We start from the raw sequence: 16,745 nt of genomic DNA on the forward strand, positions 1-16,745 counted from the left end.
GACAATGAAGCGCTTCGCATCATTGATCGCCATCGCGCGGCGGCCCCGCCAAGCTTACACCGGGCGGCTTGCCTTCAGGTTGCTCGTCTTGTTGGCGGCGTGCGCTGTGATCGCCTATGGGGTCGCCGGATTCCGCCCTCCACAGCGGAGCTTGAACGAAGCCGCGGTTCCGGCCGCTGTCGCCGATCAGATCACGGTGCTCGGGCTTCCCAATGCCCGTTTCTGGGCCTGGTATGACTTGCAAGGAGCGGCGCTGGTCCAGGAATGGGAGCAGTCGCTGGACCGCGAACGGGCCGCCCTGGGGAGTCCGGACGGCCCTCTGCCGCCAGGATCTTATCTGGCGATCTCCGGCGGCGGTGGTGACGGGGCCTTCGGCGCCGGGCTCCTGTGCGGCTGGTCTGACAGCGGCACCATGCCGGCGTTCAAGCTGGTGACCGGGATCAGCACCGGCGCGATGATTGCGCCTTTCGCGTTTCTGGGCGGGCCTTACATCGAGCGCCTGCGGGAGCTTTACACGACCATCAAGAGCCAGGATGAGATCCGGACCTTGCGCGCCTTGAACGGCTTTTACGGCATGGTCTTCGGGGAGGCGCTCGCCGACACATCGCCACTTTACCGTCTGATTTCCCGTTACGTGGATGCACAGATGCTTGCGGACATTGCCGCCGCATACCAGAACGGCCGCATGCTGATGATCGGGACGGCGAGCCTCGATCAGCAGCGTCCGATCATCTGGAACTTGGGCGCCATTGCGGCCAGCGGACATCCTGAGGCGCTCGAGTTGACCCGTAAAGTCATCCTGGCCTCGGCATCCATCCCGGGCGCCTTCCCGCCCGTCATGATCAATGTTGACGCAAACGGTCAGCGCTATCAGGAAATGAATGTCGACGCCGGCGTGGTGCAGCAGGCGCTGCTCTACCCAATGTATTTCGGGGTGCGCGCAAGCCTGAAGTATGGAAAGTTCGCGCGCGAGCGCCATGCCTATATCATCCGCAACGCGCGGCTCGATCCGGATTGGGCATCGGTGAACCGCGACTTCCTGACGATCACCGAGCGGGCGGTCGCGACGATGATCCATTATCTCGGCTACAATGATGTCCTGCGAATTTATGACATGACGAAGCGCGACGGGATCGATTACAACTTGAGCTACATCGAGACCGACTTCGGCAAGAAGAAGAATGATCTCTTCGATCCCGAGTACATGAAGGCGCTGTTCGATTATGCCTATGAGAAGGGTCGACACAGGCCTGTCTGGCACAAGGCGCCACCAAACCTCGATTTTGTGCCCCAGTTGCCGCTGGACGCACGCTTTTGATGGTGTCGCTCCTCCCCCACTCACCGCGAAGATGTACGGTCGTACCGCAGGATGTCTCCATCGTGAGGGACGGAAAAGCCGCATGGTGGGCCGAAAATGTGCACAGGAGTAGGTTGCTCAGGGCCCGGCCGCACGGCCACTGGGTGCCACAGCCGCGCTCGCCGCGCCTGCACTGCGGAAGAGAAACAGTGCCTTCAATCCGCAAGTATTCCGAGAGTCCATGCCATGCTGAGAGCATCGCTTGGATGCAACCCGATCTGCTCGAACCACCGCACGAAGACGTCGTATTGCGCGCCGCTGCCGTAGATATGGGCCAAGGCGCGGTTCACTGCCAAGCGGAAGGCCCAGTCGCCGCGCGGCAGGGCAATGGCATAGGGTTCAACCGATAGTTCGTCGGGCAGCAGCGCGAGTTCGGCGGGACGCTGCTTGGCGGCACCCACTAGCAGCAGCCTGTCGCTGGCATATCCGTCAGCCGCCCCCGATTCCACCGCCGCGATGCCTTCGGCGCGACTCTGCACGGCAACCAGGGTTGCGGCATTGAGCTTGAGGTGACGTATGCGATCGGCCACGGCACGCTCGTTGCTCGTACCGGCGATGACCGCAATCCTCTTCCCATTCATGTCGGACAACGAGCGGATGTCGGATTGGCGTCTGACGAGGATTGCGGTGGATTCCACGAAGACAAAGCTCGAGAAGTCCACTTCCTCGAATCGCCGCAGGGTGACCGTACTCGATCCGCATTCCATATCGGCTTGGTCGTCCATGATCGCGGAAAACCGGGTATTCACCGTGACCGACACCCACTCGATCTTGAGGGTCTGACCGAGTTGCCGTCCGATCCCATCGACGACGAGGCGGCACAGGTCGATCGTATAGCCGACGGGTGTGCCTCTCTCTGTGTCTCTTACAAAGGAAAACGGCGTTGCATCCCTCCGGTAGGCGATCCGAACGACCTTTCTGTCCGCCACCGCCCTCAGGCGGCTGTCATTCGGGATCTCCCCCTGCGCAAACGATGGTGGCATCAAGACGTAAAAGCAGAATAACAGGACAAGTATCCGCAACATGCCTGACGCTCCTGACTGGGTTGGGCTTTGCACGCGGTCGAGATGGTAGATTTACAACCCGAAAGTTCGCCGCCAGCATTGTCCGGTGCAATTCTCGTTGACGGCCGGTGGTCTCCTGACGCCTGATCGTGGTGGGGCGCCCCGGCCACGCATAGGGCCCGGATGGTACCCGCTGCAGTCGAGCTATGACCATCCCGTTGCTTGAGGGAGATCGGCTGGGGGTGATCCGACGGGTACTTCGAGTCAACCGTATCGGAAGATACCTGGGAAGCCCGTCTGCGTGTCCAACATGACTTCTGCGGTGCTCCATCGTTCTCTCCGGCTGCGCAGGCTGTCCAACCGATCGGGTGGGTCCTGCTCAATGCTTCTCAGCCCGCCATTGTCTGGGGCAGTTCCGGCGCGGGGGAAGCTGTAGGCGGTCGAGGCGGTTCCCCCGCCAGGCTGCCTGACATCATGCCGGCGATTGCTCAGGATACCACCGAGAGGATTCGGTGGCGACGCTTCGCCGGGAGGCCGTGGGACAGGGTTTGCGGTGCGGGTCATCGCGAAGGTCTCATATGGGTCACTTTTTGCCGATCCCCGACCGTTAGCAAACGTCTGCTTGGGCTGGGTTAGCTATCCCTCGCCCAACTTCTCAAATGTGCCAGAATGCGACATTTCCCATAGATGAGAGCTCCCGGTTTGGGCTGGCATGCACCTAGGCCTGACAATGGTCATGGCTCGTCTTGCTTACCATGTAAGCCGAATACCCAGGTTACCCTCGATGGTGTCGCGATGTGGCCCGTTGAGGTTGGTGGTGTAGTCGGCCACCGCGAACAGGCTCACGTTCTCCGTCAAGGTCGCCACCACGCCGGCACCGACTTCGAGCGAGGTCGCCCCGAACGAGGCCGGCAGCGCCACCGTACCGAACTCCGTCCGGTCGGTGGCATCGAAGTTGTGCCAGAGATTGAGCTTAAGATACGGACGCCAAGTCGTCGCCCCATCGTGGAACGTGCCTTGCAGCCGTGCGCCGATGCGGCCGGTCCACGCGTCGTCGGCATCGAACGCGATCGACGAGAAGCGGTCCTGCGTGCTGTCAAACGAGACGTGCTGCCAGATGAGTTGCGCCTGCGGTTCGAGCGAGATCGTCTCCGTGAGCCGGATTGGAGAGCCGCCCTCGAGGGAAACGGTAGTGGCATGACCTTCGAGGTCGATGCCGACGCCGCGGTTCGAGCGCGGCTCGCCGTCGAGCCAGGAATGCATCAGCACGCCGTCGAGGTACCAGCCCTGGGGCCCGACATGGGTCCAGTAAAGGCCGAGGCTCGTGGCGTCCATTGGCACCGAGCCGCTGGCGAAGCGCCGCTGCCCGAGGGCGAAGCCGCGCACGTCGCCATCGGCCTCGGCATGGCCGACGAACAGGCCAAAGTGGTCGCGATGTCCCTCCCAGATCTCGGCCGCCCCGACATCCATCCCGGCCTGGAAGCCGAAGAGATGGCCGTCGAACTCCGGCGCTAACGGCCCGCCGCGGCGGTACTCCGTCTTCGAACCGAAGACGCGGCCCCAGCCGGCGGGGACGAGGCCCGTTCCGGTCAGCAGGCTCTGCTCGCCCTGGCGCTCGTGAAAGGTACCGAGGATCTCCAGGCCGATGAGGCGTGCCAGCCCCGGCAGCCCGGCATAGACCACAGCTTCGGGTCGGAAGAACGGGACCGGCGACGGGTCGGGAGCGGGTGACGCACCAGGAGACGGCGGGATTGGTCCCGGTATGGGCGGCTGTGGTTCGGGCTGTGGGTCAGGGATCGGCGGCTGGGGCTCCGGACCGGGATCCGGGCCTGGATCAGGACCGGGGTCCGGACCCGGATCGGGCCTGATGGCGCTGCGCAGGTAGAAATTGTTCTGCGAGCCGGCCGAGTAGCCGCCGCGATAGAGCAAATATTCGTAGGGGCCCGCCACCACGGGGCCGGAGAGACCGAAGGCGCCGTTTTGTGTTCTGCCGCCATTCACCGCCGCGACGACGAGAATGCCGTCGCCGAGCGTCAGGTCACCTGGCCCAGTGGTGTTGGCGACCCGCAGACCCGTACGGCCGCCGGCGCGACCGCCGTCGACGACGAGGCGGTCGGACGGCGAGTTTTCGCCACCCAGAAAGGTGTTCATCGCAATCGTGCCACCCGCCCCACTGTAGCGGGTCGTCGTCAAGACCGTGCCCGGAGCGGTGCCCGTGCCCATGTTCACGAGACCGGTATTGGCGAGGCCGGGCAGGGTCTGGTCGAAGCCGTTGAGATCGAGCGTTCCGCTGCGCGCAACCCTCACAGCCGAATTCGGGCTGAACGTGTTCAGTTCCCCCGCCCGCAACGTACCCGCAGCGACATTCGTCGCGCCGCCATAGCTGTTGGCCCCTGTGAGCGTGGTGATGCCGGCGCGCACATTGACGGTACCTATGCCGCTGATTGCGGGCGCAAACACGTAGGTGTCGGATGTGTGATTGAAGTTGAGCGTACCGATGCCGGCGCCAAACGCGAGGCTCGACGCAGTGAGCGTGCCGGGGGCAGCCGCCGGGCTACCCGCGCCCGCACCGATGTTGAGAATGCCGACTGCACCGGCATTCGTCGCGATCGTAACGGTAGGCGCAGTGACGCCGCCGCCGTCCGCAATCGTCAACGTGCCCGTGCCGAAGTTGCCAATGTTCAGCGGCGCACTGTTTCTCCACGTCGAGCCCGGGCCGGTCACCGCCACTGTACCCTGCGAGCCTGCGCGTTCGCCGACGTTCGCCGGGAAGGCGGTGTCATTGATCACCGTCCCGCCGTTCGCGATCGTCAGCGCGCCTGTCCCGAACGCGCCGATATTGAGCCCGCCGCCTGGTGCGTTGATCCAGCGGGAGCCCGGGCCAGTCACCCTCACCCCGCCATTCGATCCGGCAGCCAATCCCACAGAGCCGCCGCCGCCACTGCTCACCGCGCCGCCGTCCTGGATTGTAAGAGTGCCTGTGCCCAGGCCGCCTACCACGATAGTTCCGATGTTCGTCCAGCGGGAGCCCGCGCCAGTCACTGTCACCGTACCCTGAGCACCCGGTAAATTGCCGACCGCTCCGAGGATATCGGTCAACGTGCCACCAGACTGGATCGTCAGCATCCCAGTGCCGGTTTGACCAACGGCCAGGTTCAGGGCTGTTGCGCCAGCGCTCCCGACCTCCGTCGCATTCGGCGCTACAGTGTCGATGTTCGTATCGGTTGCAGCTGTGGGAACACCGGCGTTCCAGTTGAGAGCCGTAAACCAACCCGTCGAGACCGTTCCGGTCCAATTGGTCTGGGCGTGTGCCGAAACCGTCGATGCTGCGAGAAGCGCGATCGTCGCGAGTGCCCTGGACGAGGCAATAGACGTTCTGTGTTCCCCGAACCTCATGACGACCTCATCGATCGGTGATACTGTTCAGCTTCTCGCGGATAGAGTGCGCAAACCTCGACGTACAAGCTCAGTGCCTATGCATTCAGGACCAGCGCTGGACCTGATGCAAGCGCAGCGAACGATCGGCAGCTCGAATTTTCGATGATTGTCACATCCGGGCCACCCTATGAAGGCGAAAGCGCGAGCGACCCGGATCGTCGGGGTCGTTGTTGCAGGGGTCAGCAAGCGCGACGAAAGATCATCAACCCCGCCGGAGGATCCGTGATCGGCTCCCGCCAATCGCTGCACATCTGGTGCCTAGCCTCGTATGTAGCCTTGATATCGTGTCTTGTTCGGAGCCGATGACATCCGTGGGTCTGCGAATAGGACGGACCGGCCGTGCTTACCGGCGCACCCTTGAGAGGAGCGCGGGCACGAGGATCCAGGCCACGCCCACAGCCTCGCTTCAGCAGATTGCTCGCTTGGGACCGACCCCGGCACGACCGGCCTCCACTTCGCTGGCCTGGATGCGCGTGGGGCCATTGTCCTGCGCCAGAAGCTCTCGCGCAAATAGGTCGAGGCTCGGCAGACCTCAACGCCGGCGCGTCTGACCGGCATTGAGGCCCGTGTCTGTGCCCATCATCGGCGCGATAGACAGAGATCGGCTGCAGACGTTTCCCCGTTCCTGGTCTGACCATTCAAACTCCGGTCCCCTCCATACTTCGCAGCCTGCCCGCGCTCTTGGAAGCATCATACTCGTCGTCTCTCCCATACCCATCGCTTGCCGCGCTGAGAGGGCCGACAGGTTAATGACCTGTCCGCTAGGTCCCTTTGGCAAACGCCACCAAGAAGTTGGCCGCGTCGAACAAGTCCCACCTCCAAGTTCGTCCCACTATCAGTTGCATGAGGTGAGCGGAAGCCAGCCTCGGGAGCACGGGATTCTCCGCCGAGGTGCGCGCGCGCACCTCCACGGGCAATCAGGCCCTAGAAGCCCCACGACTGAAGATCACGACCATGAGAACTATTCTGCTTGCGACTGCCGCGCTGATTGCGGTTCCCTTCGCCTCGGCCCAGGCCCAAGTTGTGCCGCATTGGCACTATTGCCGGATCGAGCCGATCCCCGGCAAATTCGAGTTGCGCTATTGCGGTCCTGGAAGCGCAACGACACGTCCGGGGCGCGACAGGGGCGAGGGGGCGGTTGGCCCCAGCCCGTCCCAGACGACCAGCCCAAGCCCGGCTGCCTCCGGCGCATCCACCGCCAGCCGTAGTTCCGGTGACCGGGGCGGTGAGCACGGCAACAACGGCGGCGGCCGTGATTCCTCCAGCGGTTCCTCAACGGTATCCACGGGTGGCACTCCGGCCGGTACCGGTGGCCCAGCTGCGGGCCCTTCCAGCACCGGCTCGCTGGCGGCGAGCCCCTCCGGCCCGTCCAACCCTGGAACGGGCGCTGGCGGCGGCACCATCCAGCCCGGCAGCGGTGGCCAGGGCGGCGCTGACAGCGCGGCGACCCCTGGCAACGGCGGCAACGGCAACCAGGGCAGCCATGGTGGCCCACAGGGCAACAACGGGTTCGGCAACGGCGACCAGAGCGCGCCCGGCAACTCGGGCGGCCACAACAACGCCGAGAACTCCACTCATGACGCACCCGGTAACTCCGGCCACAACGGCAACTCGGGCGGCGGCCAGAACAACGGTGGCGACAAGGGCGGCGATGGCGCCGGGGGCGGTCGGGGCAGGTAGGAGTCTCAGGCTGCACTGGCGCTCCGGCATCCGTACAAGACCTTGCACGCGCCATGAGGGGCACGGGTGCGGTTGCCGGGCTCGAAGCAGATCGGACCACGCGACGACCAGTGTCTCGGCGGCAGCCTGTGACTGCCATCCGACAGAGGACTGGGCTTTTTCAAGCCGCTTTTGGGCTCTGCATCGGCGTTCCGGCCGGGACGAGGTGCAACTCGGAGCAGGCCGGACAACCCCTACGGATCCTGATCTTTGTAATCAGTTGCTAGGATGTCCGGATTGGAGCCCGTCGGGTGAGAGAGGCGCCCGAAGTTGATCGTCTTGTGCGCCTCTGCCATTTTTGCGCTAAACTGCCAAAATGCCTGATTGGAACAGATGGTGGTGCCTCGCATGGGCCACAGTCAGTTCGGCAACGCTTCATTGGACCGGAAGGCCCGTCCGGCCCGGTCGCTGGCTCGCATGCCCACGGCAAGCGGGGCTGTTCTTCGCCTTGCAGCGGCGAGGATCCGGGATGCGGGCCAGGATGCCGAGGCTCTCCTGAAAGCGAACGATCTGGCAGCACTCGTCCTGGACGATCGGGCCGCTCGGGTTGGTGCCGAGGCCCAGATCAGGTTCCTTGATGCGGCCGCGAGGGCATTGAAGGATGATTGGCTCGGCTTCCACTTGGCCCGGGACGTGGATCTCCGATCGGCAGGAAGGCTGTATTATGCCGTCGCCTCCGCGGCCCGGTTGGGCGAAGGACTGGAACGGCTGCAACGCTACGGTCGGGTCACAAACGAGGCGGTGCAGGTCACCTATTCGAACAGCACGGAATGCACACTCACTATCGCATATTCCGGTGTTTCGCGGCACCTCGATCGTCATCAGATCGAATTCATCATGACACTGTTGCTCCGCGTGTGTCGTTCGCTGACGGGTCGTCAGCTGATCCCGCATCGTGTCAGCTTCGTGCATCATCGCAAGGTCGATGCTTCTCCCATGAAGCCCTTTTTCAACAGCGAGATCGAGTATGGCGGCTGGAACGATGAACTTGCGTTTGCTGCCAGCGCGCATGACCTCCCGCTGGTGAGTGCTGACACCTATCTGAGCGACCTGATGCAGGAATCCTGTGAGGAAATTCTGGCGCGGCGCGCTTCGAACATGAGTGCGCTACGAACAACCGTCGAGAACATCCTCGCTCCCATGCTGCCGCACGCGAAAACGCAGAGTCGAGACGTGGCTCGTCGATTGGGCCTGAGCGGGCGTACTTTCGCGCGCCGTCTTGCAGCCGAAGGGACGACCTACGGTGAAATCCTCGATCAGCTGCGGCACGAGCTGGCCATGACCTATCTCAGTGAACGCGATCTTCAGGTTTCGCAAATCGCCTGGCTTCTCGGCTTCCATGAGGTGAGCGCCTTGACACACGCTTGCCGACGGTGGACGGGCAAGACCCCTCGCGAGGTGCGGGCATCCCTCGTCACGACCTAAGTCAGTGCTCTGCTCGAGAACGTGTGCATAGATTGGAGCCATTCTGCCCCTTCTTCAGGAGGCAGGCATGAGGCTCGCCCACCCAATCCCTCCATCTCACAACCATAAGGCACGGCCTGCGGTCGTGGCTCGGTGCCCGAACCGGTCGCAGTTCAGCAGCAAGATACCATTCATGATGTTGCCTTGTCCGCAACCTGCATCGCCAACATAGAACCGACCGCCGGCCTCAGGGCGCCATGAGTTTGCGCGCGAGCGTCACCGCCGCGGCATCGGTGGCATCGCCCCGCGCCGTCGGCAGCAGGCTCCCGGCCTTGAGCATCAGCTCGGTCATGACGTTGAGGATCCGTGCGTCCGATTCATCCACGCCCGCGGCGTCGAAGTCCTTGCGGATCTTGCTGAACACGTCACTGTGTTCAGGGTCGCCCTCCCCCCTGGCAAGGGCCTCCGAATAGGCCTCCGCTTCGCCGCCCCTGAGTCCCAACTTCTCAGCGGCCCACCGGCCGAGGAGCTTGTTGCGGAGAATCGTCTTCACCGCGTCGTCAGAGCTGGTCATGCGAACTCCTCCGGTTGCCGGCCATTGAACGCCTCGTCTCGCCAGGATCTCCGTGGCCGAGGTGGAATGCCGCCCAGGGCTCAGCCCTTCTCTGAAGGCGGATTGGGGCCACTGAACAGAGACAGTTTCCCAAAGCGCTCGGCCAACAGATAGTAGACGGTAACCCTGTTCTTCGCCCTGTCGCCTTTCATAGTCTCGCCGACGCTGATGATCGCCTTGTCGAGATCGACGTCAGCGTCGGTCAGACCAAGCTTCTTCTTCAGGAAGTTCTCCCGCACGCGGGCGAGTTCCTCCTTGTCGCTGAGCGCGACTAGCGACGAGTCTCGTTTCTGCAGGGAGATGCCACAGTAGCGAGCGATGCCGGCAATGGCGCTTGGGTCCGCGTTCGAGGAATATTTCCACACATCTGCCGCCCAGTTTTCCGCCATCATCTCCTCCATGTGTTGACGCACTTACACCCAGACGATTTCCGCGACGGCACTCCTGCCAGACCGACATGCCCAAGCCGCCACAGCCTGCCGCGGGTGTTCCGATCCGAATGATCCCGCGGGCAGGAGCCCGTTGGCGCAGGGCACGAGCGAGCGCAGTCGTCGCCTCTTGGGCAGGGTGCTCGTCAAGCCGCCCTGTTCTTGAGCGCACCGATGATGACGGTCAAAATCGCACCGCCGGCGCCGCCGCTGATGAGGTTGGCAATCACTCCACCAACACTGAAGTTGCCGCTCGCGAGCGACGCACCAATGGCCGGCATGGCAAGGGTCACGATCTGCCCCAGGACTCCGCCACCGACAGCGCCCGCAATCAGATTTCCGGCCGTGCCCAGATCAAACTGGGGAGATGCTTTGCCTGCCGCGCCACCTCCCGTTGCGCCCGCGATCAGATTGATGAGGATCTGTTCCATTCGCACCTCCCGTTGAGGATCAACCTCTTGCCCACTGAAGGACGGGTCTGGCCCTGGAGCCTCCCAACCGTGAGTCCCGGGGCTGCAATTCTCCCATCCAGCGCTCACCGAATACGAACTGACACTCTTTCCGCGGACAGGGATAGAACCGGAACCCATCTTCCCCATCCCGGACGGTCGCTCTTCCCGCAATGGCAACAGACGCCGGGATGGCCTTCACGGCGTCATCGCCGGATGGTTCATCTTAGCCCAGGCGAGAACGCCCGCTTGATTGGCTGGGACAATTGCTTGACAGTTTTGGCCGCCGGAAGGCAATTCCTGATCGGGACCGCCGTTGGACCGTGTTGGTCCCGTCAAGCGCATGGGCCGACGTAAAGACCGGCACGTGGCTGTCGTCTTCGCTCCTTGACGGTGAGGGCCACTCGCGGCCGAGCCACTGTCAGGGTATCCTTCGCCAAGGTCTCGTCGGACCGCGTGGGCGGTCAGCTTGTCAGCACCAGCGGAGGGAACGACCATGCCACATGGAAGCCATGCAGGACGTCTCGGACGGGTCGATCTCGCCTTTTCCGATTGGCGGCCGCTGCGCCACCTGAAGGACCCGCTCTACAAGGACCTGTCCGCCGTCGCGCGTGTCGGCGACAGCCTCTTCCTCGCCTGCGACGAGACCGCGAGCGTCGAGCGGCTGCGGCGCATCGGGGACGACCGGTTCGGCGACCATCGGCATTTCGCTCTCGATGAGTTCGTCGATCTGCCGGCCGGCGCCGACGGCGAGATGGACATCGAGGGCCTGTGCGCCGTGGACGGCTTTCTCTGGATCGTCGGCTCGCATGCGCTCAAGCGCAGCAGGCCCAAGCGCGACGAGAGCAAAGCCGATGATGCCCTGCGCCGGATGGAACAGATCGACCGCGAGCCGAACCGGCACTTTCTGGGCCGGATCCCGCTCGTCGAGGAGGCGTTGGGTTTGTTCACGCCGGCCCGCTCGGACGGCGGGCGTCAGGCCGCGTGGGTCAAATTCGATGAGACGAATAGCGCCCTCACCCGTTGGCTCGCTGATGATCCGCATCTTGGCCCTTTCCTGACGATCCCAGCCAAGGAGAACGGGTTCGACGTCGAGGGATTGGCGGTGCGCGGAGATCGGGTGTGGCTCGGCCTGCGCGGCCCGGTGCTGCGGGGCCATGCGGTGGTGCTCGACGTGGAAATCGCGGAGAAGGCCCTGGGCCGGCTCAAGGCCCGGCGGATCGAGAGTGAGCGGCGCTACCGCAAGCACCTGCTCGACACGCGCGGCCTCGGCATCCGCGACCTGCGCCTTGATGGCGACGACCTTCTTCTGCTGGTCGGACCCACGATGTCCCTGGAGGGGCCGGCCTTCGTGCTGCGCTGGCGGGACGCGATCCACGACGACGCCTCCGGCGTCATTGCGCCGGATCGCATCGAGACGGTCGCCGAATTGCCGTATCGGTTGCATGCCGACCACCCCGAGGGCATAGATCTCTGGCCGGAGGCAGGTCCTGAAGCCCTGCTCGTGATCTACGATGCCCCGGCCCCGGAGCGGACGGACCCGGACGCCTTCAAGGTGCACGCCGACCTGATCGGGCCGCGCCTGCTGGCGGCTGGGTCACGGGCCAGACGGGTGGCGGCATTGGCGCCCAAGTCTTCGAACCGAAGTGCGTGACACAGAACAGCCTTCAGCCTGTCCGGTCGTCGGCGTCCGGCCCCGAGCGCCGGTCCCCTGTTCCACACGCCGCGCTAACAGCGCCGGAGCCGCGAAGCCCCTGAGGCCGCACCCGTGGTCGCGGCCACGGGCGCGCCGCCGACGCCACCTGCCGCTTCGACCGTGCCATTATGAGCGCTTCGGTCATGGGCCGGCCGCGGTTAGCCGCACGGATGATGCATCATGGCGGCCCCTCTTGTCGCCCGGGGCTACTGTCCCACCCGCGCAGGTTCTCGATCAGGATATGCACGCTGATCAGCAGCACCCAGATCGGCAGGACCATGATGCTCCAGTTCAGATAGAAGCTGCCGAGAAGCACCAGCGCGGCCAGCGCATACCCGATCCCGGCCATCCATCGGGGAGCGATCCCGGTGTAGATCACGACCGTGGACGTCGAGATCATGAAGACGCCGGCCATCTTGATCGCATAGACATTGAACAGGATGTAGGCGGTTGCGCGTCCGAAGCGGAACGTCGGGGCTGGCCCCGTCCCGGCCACCTCGACGGAGGGTGCGATGAGCAGCAGGGCGCCCACAATGGTCGCTGCCATGAACAGGGTGCCCAGGAACAACAGGCCGCTGCCCAGAAACACGGTGGCGAAGAAGCGGTCTTCCTTCGCACCGAGGCGGTCGCGCAGCACGCCGATGAACCACAGGAAGGCGATGCCTGCAAAGGGAATGAGGTTCAGCGCCAACGCCACGGACCGGGAGCCGCTCACCAGCCAGGTGCCGGGATCCAATGGATCGGCCGGAACCGCGCTCCGGAAGACCCAGAAGATGATGACGAGCAGGATGGAAAAGACGATGCCGGCTACGGCGGCCGCCCGTGGTGTTCGCAGATGCGAGTACATACTGGTCTCGTCCTGAGGCATCATCGCCCTCCTCGCGTGAGCCCAGACCCATGCACTCGATGGTACCGTCAGCATGACCCGTCGGTGAAGGGGTATCGCCGCGTTTGGTGTGCAGGCAGGGTCGGCAGGCGGGGATGAACTTTGACCCGCCGATTGAGTGGCCCAAACCCCTCTGTGGCGACACGACGGCCTAGATGGAGGTTGCGAGCCTCGACTCAGACCGCTTTCGCATTGTGGTCACGGATTGCAGGGGGTGAACGGCCCTGTTCGCGCCACAACCGACCTAATCCTGCTTCGGCGGTGAAGGAACAGCGAAAAACGTCGACACGATGCCCCATGCTGGTCAAGGCGGCGCGAGCACGAAATGCGAGCGGTCCATGTCCTTGAAGCCGGTCTACTTCGTTCAGGGCTTCCCGCAACGGGGGCTCGGATACCTGGCATGGCCAAAATTGTCAGACCTCTGTCCCAAGCGATCAAGCATGGCCACTTGGCCGCGGGTACTTTGATCCATGGGGCGGTGGGAGATCATCGCCGCCCCGGGCGCAGGTCCATCCGGGTCTCGCCGGAGAGGCCCTCCCACACGAGCCATCGCCCGAAGAGCCGCAAGGGACAAACGATGATGGCATCCTTGAACGCGTCCGGAAGCCGGCAGACCCTTTTGGCGGTGGCTTTGTTGGGCCTGTCCCTGCCAGTCAACGCGGCCTTGGCGGACGACCCCGCGCCCGGGCAGGCTCAGGAAATCGGTTCGAAGTCGGCCGGGACCGCATCCAAGCGGTCCGGATCCGCCAGGGCGCCGGCACGGGGGCCAACGAGAAAGTCGGACGGGGCCGGCGGCTTCGTCTACGGGCTCATCAACCAGATCCGGACGCAGAGCGAGGAGCTCTGCGCCCGCTACGGCAATCCAAGCGACTGCCTGGAGGAGGCCGAGGTCTGCCTGACCATGCGCGACGCCGACGACAATCAGGTCAAGCTTTGCCTCAACACCGTTCCAGGCGACAGCGGAGGCAACGGAAGCACGGTGCAGAAGTCGCGGTTAAAACGATAACATCGATGGTCAGGGTGCACGATGCGCATCTTCAGGGACTTCGGCGAGATCAAAGCAGCGGTTGGAACGGAGGTCGGGACGAGCGACTGGATTGACGTCAACCAGGAGCGGATCGACCAGTTCGCCCAGGCCACCCGCGACGATCAGTGGATCCATGTCGATGTCGAACGCGCCCGCCGCGTGCTGCCCACCGGCACCACGATTGCCCATGGCCTGCTCACCCTCAGCTTCGCACCGGTGTTTGTTCGTTCCGTCATGGACCTGGAAGGGTGGCGAACACCCTCAACTATGGGGCGAACCGCATCCGGTACCTGGCGCCGGTGCCGGCGGGTTCGCGGCTGCACGGGCGGGTCACCATCGCGGCCGAGGAGGACGCGCCGCGCAACGGCCTCCGGATGACTTACGGAGTGACCATCGAGCTAGAGAACAGTGAGCGTCCGGCCTGCATGGCTGAACTCATCGCCGTGCACTACCGCTGAACGCAGCGGCACAGGCTTGGAGGCCCGTCAAAGGCAACAGGGGGTGACCAAGGCCTTATGGAGGCTGACATGAAAAGACTCGCAACACTCGCCGCGGCCGCGTTGATCCTGACCGGCAGTGTCGGGAACGCCAATGCGCAGTACTGGCGCGGCGGCTGGGGCTACGGCGGCTATTATCGTCCCGGCGGTTGGGGCGGCGGCGCCGTTGCGGCCGGGCTGATCGGTGGGGCGGTTCTCGGCGGACTGATCACCGCGGCCGCCACGGCCCCCGCCTATGGTTATGGGTACGGGTATCCAGCGTACAGCTATGGATACGGTTATCCGGGCTATGGCTATGGCGCCTATGCCCCATGGCCGGGTTACTATTACCCCCGGCCTGCCTACTACTACCCACGCCCGGCCTATTATGGCCCGCGCTATTACCCGAGACGCGTCTACTACGGGCCACGCTACTATGGCGCGTACAGGGGCTACTACGGCCCGCGCTACTTCGGGCCACCCGTGGCGTACCGCCGGTACTGGTGAGGACATGCCGCGCCCCGGAGCGCACGAGCGCGACATCGGGCATCCAGGAGGTGGTGGACAGCCGCCCCCGTAATTCGCGTCAGGAGACAAGGAGACCGCATTGCGGGCGAAGGACTACTCAGCCACCGAGACCCTGCGTGACGGACGTACGGTCGAAATCCGCGCCCTCCGGCCGGAGGACCGGGCTGGCCTGCTCGCCGCCGTCGGCCGGTCCAGCGACAAGTCCCTCTACCGCCGCTTTTTCGGCTTCAAGCGCGGCTTCACCGATCAGGAAGTCGACTTCTACATCAACGTCGACTTCGTGGACCACGTCGCCCTGGTCGCGCTGCTGGAGGAGGACGGCCGGCCGGTGATCGTCGGCGGGAGCCGTTATGTCGTGGGGGTGCCGGGCCAGGCCGAGGTGGCCTTCGCCGTGGATGACGCCCACCAGGGACAAGGTATCGGGACAGCCCTGATGCGCCACCTGGTGGCCCTCGCCCGCGACGGCGGCCTCAGGGAACTGGTCGCCGACGTCCTGCCGGGGAACACCGCCATGCTGAAGGTCTTCGGCACGAGCGGGCTCGTGAGCACAACGCGGCAGGAGCCCGACGCCATCCATGTCGTGCTTCAACTGGCGTGATCCGGGCCGGTCCGTTGCGGCACCCATCGCCCATGGCCCGGTGGCGTTCGGCCCAAACTGACAAACGATTGGCCCAAGCCATCAAACACGCCATCGGTGCAGGCAGCACGATGGAGCCGTGCCGGGTGGCCGGTGCCGACGTAACCCTTGCATGGAGGATCACCATGGCCCGCATTGGATCTTTGTCCCGCGCCGGTCTGGCGTTGGTTGCACTGCCCGCTCTTTTCCTCGTCTCGGGTCCCGCGGACGCGGTCGTCTACTGCAAGACGGTGGGCGTGCCGAAGGGCTGCGTCGCGCGCCCGGTGGCCCCCGTGGCCCGCCGTGCCGTGGTCACTCCTGGTGTCGGGGCCGCGGGCGTCGGGATCCGCCCCGGCACCCCGATGAACCGTGGCGGCCCGGTCAACCGCGTCGGCCGACGCTGACCAAGTCCGCGGTCCACGGTGTCATTCGGCGGCGGCGCCCGTCCGGGACCGACGCCCGACCCAGAGCACCACGAGGACCAGCAACGTTCCGGCACAGGCAGCCACAACATCCCGCAGCGAGATCGTGACCGCGTCGAGCCTTGGGAAGAGGCCCAATAGGCGAAAGAGGAGACCGCCGACGAGAGCCCCGACCAGGCCTATGCCGAGGTTCTGCAGGAAGCCGAAGCCCCGACGTTTCCACGTGACGATGAGCCCGGCGAGGCTTCCGCCGATCAGGCCAACGATGACCCAGACGATCACCTGCGCAAGGGATGGCATCATGGATCCCTCCTCGGCATGTCCCCACTACTCGGCCGGTGCGGCGGGCGTGACGCCGGTGACCTGGGCGGATGGCTCCTCGCTGAGCCAGCGGTAGAGGATCCCGCCGATGGCCCCGCCGATCAGGGGCGCGACCCAGAACATCCAGAGCTGCGCCAGGGCCCAGCCGCCGGCGAACAGGGCCGGGCCGGTGCTGCGGGCGGGGTTCACGGACGTGTTGGTGATCGGGATGCCCACGAGATGGATCAGGGTGAGGCCAAGCCCGATGGCGATGGGGGCGAAGCCCGCCGGCGCCTTGCCGTGGGTCGCCCCCATGATGATGAACAGGAACATCATGGTCAGCACCACCTCGGCGATGAAGCCCGAGATCATGCTGTACTGG

Annotated in this window: 16 protein-coding genes and 1 pseudogene; 9 read left to right on the forward strand and 8 right to left on the reverse strand. The window is 64.7% G+C overall.

Translation table 11 applies throughout. The annotated features are described in order from the left end of the window. Positions 1–4 precede the first annotated feature (4 nt). Complete coding sequence (locus tag OCW50_RS28315) at positions 5–1,318, forward strand: patatin-like phospholipase family protein (RefSeq protein ID WP_262299893.1); 1,314 nt, start codon at positions 5–7, stop codon at positions 1,316–1,318. Between the two features lie 194 nt (positions 1,319–1,512). Here the strand turns inward: OCW50_RS28315 and OCW50_RS28320 are convergent, their stop codons facing one another. Together OCW50_RS28320 and OCW50_RS28325 are read right to left on the reverse strand one after the other, a co-directional pair. Further along, positions 1,513–2,382, reverse strand: coding sequence for an amino acid ABC transporter substrate-binding protein (locus OCW50_RS28320; RefSeq protein ID WP_262299894.1), 870 nt, complete (start codon positions 2,380–2,382; stop codon positions 1,513–1,515). Between the two features lie 729 nt (positions 2,383–3,111). Next, positions 3,112–5,487 (reverse strand): autotransporter family protein, encoded by a 2,376-nt coding sequence (locus tag OCW50_RS28325; protein ID WP_262299895.1) that lies wholly within the window; start codon positions 5,485–5,487, stop codon positions 3,112–3,114. A 1,266-nt stretch (positions 5,488–6,753) separates the two neighbouring features. Here OCW50_RS28325 and OCW50_RS28330 point away from each other — a divergent pair. Together OCW50_RS28330 and OCW50_RS28335 are read left to right on the forward strand one after the other, a co-directional pair. Next, on the forward strand, positions 6,754–7,479 hold the full coding sequence (locus OCW50_RS28330; RefSeq protein WP_262299896.1) for a hypothetical protein: 726 nt from the start codon (positions 6,754–6,756) through the stop codon (positions 7,477–7,479). A gap of 387 nt (positions 7,480–7,866) precedes the next feature. Continuing rightward, positions 7,867–8,943 (forward strand): AraC family transcriptional regulator, encoded by a 1,077-nt coding sequence (locus OCW50_RS28335; protein WP_262299897.1) that lies wholly within the window; start codon positions 7,867–7,869, stop codon positions 8,941–8,943. Positions 8,944–9,169: 226 nt separating this feature from the next. Here the strand turns inward: OCW50_RS28335 and OCW50_RS28340 are convergent, their stop codons facing one another. The 3 genes from OCW50_RS28340 to OCW50_RS28350 form a co-directional block, all read right to left on the reverse strand. Continuing rightward, positions 9,170–9,496, reverse strand: a complete 327-nt coding sequence (locus OCW50_RS28340; protein ID WP_262299898.1) for an ATPase inhibitor subunit zeta — start codon at positions 9,494–9,496, stop codon at positions 9,170–9,172. Between the two features lie 80 nt (positions 9,497–9,576). Next, complete coding sequence (locus OCW50_RS28345) at positions 9,577–9,924, reverse strand: DUF2853 family protein (protein WP_262299899.1); 348 nt, start codon at positions 9,922–9,924, stop codon at positions 9,577–9,579. 185 nt (positions 9,925–10,109) lie between these two features. After that, on the reverse strand, positions 10,110–10,394 hold the full coding sequence (locus OCW50_RS28350) for a hypothetical protein (RefSeq protein WP_262299900.1): 285 nt from the start codon (positions 10,392–10,394) through the stop codon (positions 10,110–10,112). Between the two features lie 514 nt (positions 10,395–10,908). On the opposite strand from OCW50_RS28350, the gene OCW50_RS28355 reads away from it, so the two are divergent. Then, positions 10,909–12,066, forward strand: a complete 1,158-nt coding sequence (locus OCW50_RS28355; RefSeq protein ID WP_262299901.1) for a DUF3616 domain-containing protein — start codon at positions 10,909–10,911, stop codon at positions 12,064–12,066. A gap of 220 nt (positions 12,067–12,286) precedes the next feature. On the opposite strand, the gene OCW50_RS28360 is transcribed toward OCW50_RS28355, so the two are convergent. Beyond that, the gene (locus tag OCW50_RS28360; protein WP_262299902.1) at positions 12,287–12,976 is read right to left on the reverse strand and encodes a hypothetical protein; all 690 of its coding nucleotides are present in this window, start codon (positions 12,974–12,976) and stop codon (positions 12,287–12,289) included. Positions 12,977–13,574: 598 nt separating this feature from the next. Here OCW50_RS28360 and OCW50_RS28365 point away from each other — a divergent pair. The 5 genes and pseudogenes from OCW50_RS28365 (at position 13,575) to OCW50_RS28385 (ending at position 16,045) form a co-directional block, all read left to right on the forward strand. Beyond that, positions 13,575–14,000, forward strand: coding sequence for a hypothetical protein (locus tag OCW50_RS28365; protein WP_262299903.1), 426 nt, complete (start codon positions 13,575–13,577; stop codon positions 13,998–14,000). A gap of 21 nt (positions 14,001–14,021) precedes the next feature. Next, a pseudogene (locus OCW50_RS28370) lies at positions 14,022–14,479 on the forward strand (MaoC family dehydratase). Positions 14,480–14,548: 69 nt separating this feature from the next. Further along, positions 14,549–15,004, forward strand: coding sequence for a hypothetical protein (locus tag OCW50_RS28375; RefSeq protein ID WP_262299904.1), 456 nt, complete (start codon positions 14,549–14,551; stop codon positions 15,002–15,004). 100 nt (positions 15,005–15,104) lie between these two features. After that, the gene (locus tag OCW50_RS28380) at positions 15,105–15,623 is read left to right on the forward strand and encodes a GNAT family N-acetyltransferase (protein WP_262299905.1); all 519 of its coding nucleotides are present in this window, start codon (positions 15,105–15,107) and stop codon (positions 15,621–15,623) included. 164 nt (positions 15,624–15,787) lie between these two features. Continuing rightward, a complete protein-coding gene (locus OCW50_RS28385; RefSeq protein ID WP_262299906.1) occupies positions 15,788–16,045 on the forward strand; it encodes a hypothetical protein in 258 nt (85 codons plus the stop codon). A 21-nt stretch (positions 16,046–16,066) separates the two neighbouring features. Here the strand turns inward: OCW50_RS28385 and OCW50_RS28390 are convergent, their stop codons facing one another. Both OCW50_RS28390 and OCW50_RS28395 read right to left on the reverse strand, forming a co-directional pair. Next, positions 16,067–16,366, reverse strand: a complete 300-nt coding sequence (locus OCW50_RS28390) for a GlsB/YeaQ/YmgE family stress response membrane protein (protein WP_262299907.1) — start codon at positions 16,364–16,366, stop codon at positions 16,067–16,069. Positions 16,367–16,390: 24 nt separating this feature from the next. Next, a partial coding sequence (locus tag OCW50_RS28395) for an aquaporin (RefSeq protein ID WP_262299908.1) occupies positions 16,391–16,745 on the reverse strand: 355 nt, incomplete at its 5' end.

This window comes from Microvirga sesbaniae (assembly GCF_025460805.1).
Lineage (GTDB): Bacteria > Pseudomonadota > Alphaproteobacteria > Rhizobiales > Beijerinckiaceae > Microvirga > Microvirga sesbaniae.

Excerpts from the sequence above, each read along its gene's own strand:
- OCW50_RS28315 (WP_262299893.1), top strand. The coding sequence starts at position 5 with ATGAAGCGCTTCGCATCATTGATCGCCATCGCGCGGCGGCCCCGCCAA.
- OCW50_RS28320 (WP_262299894.1), bottom strand. The coding sequence starts at position 2,382 with ATGTTGCGGATACTTGTCCTGTTATTCTGCTTTTACGTCTTGATGCCA.
- OCW50_RS28325 (WP_262299895.1), bottom strand. The coding sequence starts at position 5,487 with ATGCTGACGATCCAGTCTGGTGGCACGTTGACCGATATCCTCGGAGCG.
- OCW50_RS28330 (WP_262299896.1), top strand. The coding sequence starts at position 6,754 with ATGAGAACTATTCTGCTTGCGACTGCCGCGCTGATTGCGGTTCCCTTC.
- OCW50_RS28335 (WP_262299897.1), top strand. The coding sequence starts at position 7,867 with ATGGGCCACAGTCAGTTCGGCAACGCTTCATTGGACCGGAAGGCCCGT.
- OCW50_RS28340 (WP_262299898.1), bottom strand. The coding sequence starts at position 9,496 with ATGACCAGCTCTGACGACGCGGTGAAGACGATTCTCCGCAACAAGCTC.
- OCW50_RS28345 (WP_262299899.1), bottom strand. The coding sequence starts at position 9,924 with ATGGCGGAAAACTGGGCGGCAGATGTGTGGAAATATTCCTCGAACGCG.
- OCW50_RS28350 (WP_262299900.1), bottom strand. The coding sequence starts at position 10,394 with ATGGAACAGATCCTCATCAATCTGATCGCGGGCGCAACGGGAGGTGGC.
- OCW50_RS28355 (WP_262299901.1), top strand. The coding sequence starts at position 10,909 with ATGCCACATGGAAGCCATGCAGGACGTCTCGGACGGGTCGATCTCGCC.
- OCW50_RS28360 (WP_262299902.1), bottom strand. The coding sequence starts at position 12,976 with ATGCCTCAGGACGAGACCAGTATGTACTCGCATCTGCGAACACCACGG.
- OCW50_RS28365 (WP_262299903.1), top strand. The coding sequence starts at position 13,575 with ATGGCATCCTTGAACGCGTCCGGAAGCCGGCAGACCCTTTTGGCGGTG.
- OCW50_RS28375 (WP_262299904.1), top strand. The coding sequence starts at position 14,549 with ATGAAAAGACTCGCAACACTCGCCGCGGCCGCGTTGATCCTGACCGGC.
- OCW50_RS28385 (WP_262299906.1), top strand. The coding sequence starts at position 15,788 with ATGGCCCGCATTGGATCTTTGTCCCGCGCCGGTCTGGCGTTGGTTGCA.
- OCW50_RS28390 (WP_262299907.1), bottom strand. The coding sequence starts at position 16,366 with ATGATGCCATCCCTTGCGCAGGTGATCGTCTGGGTCATCGTTGGCCTG.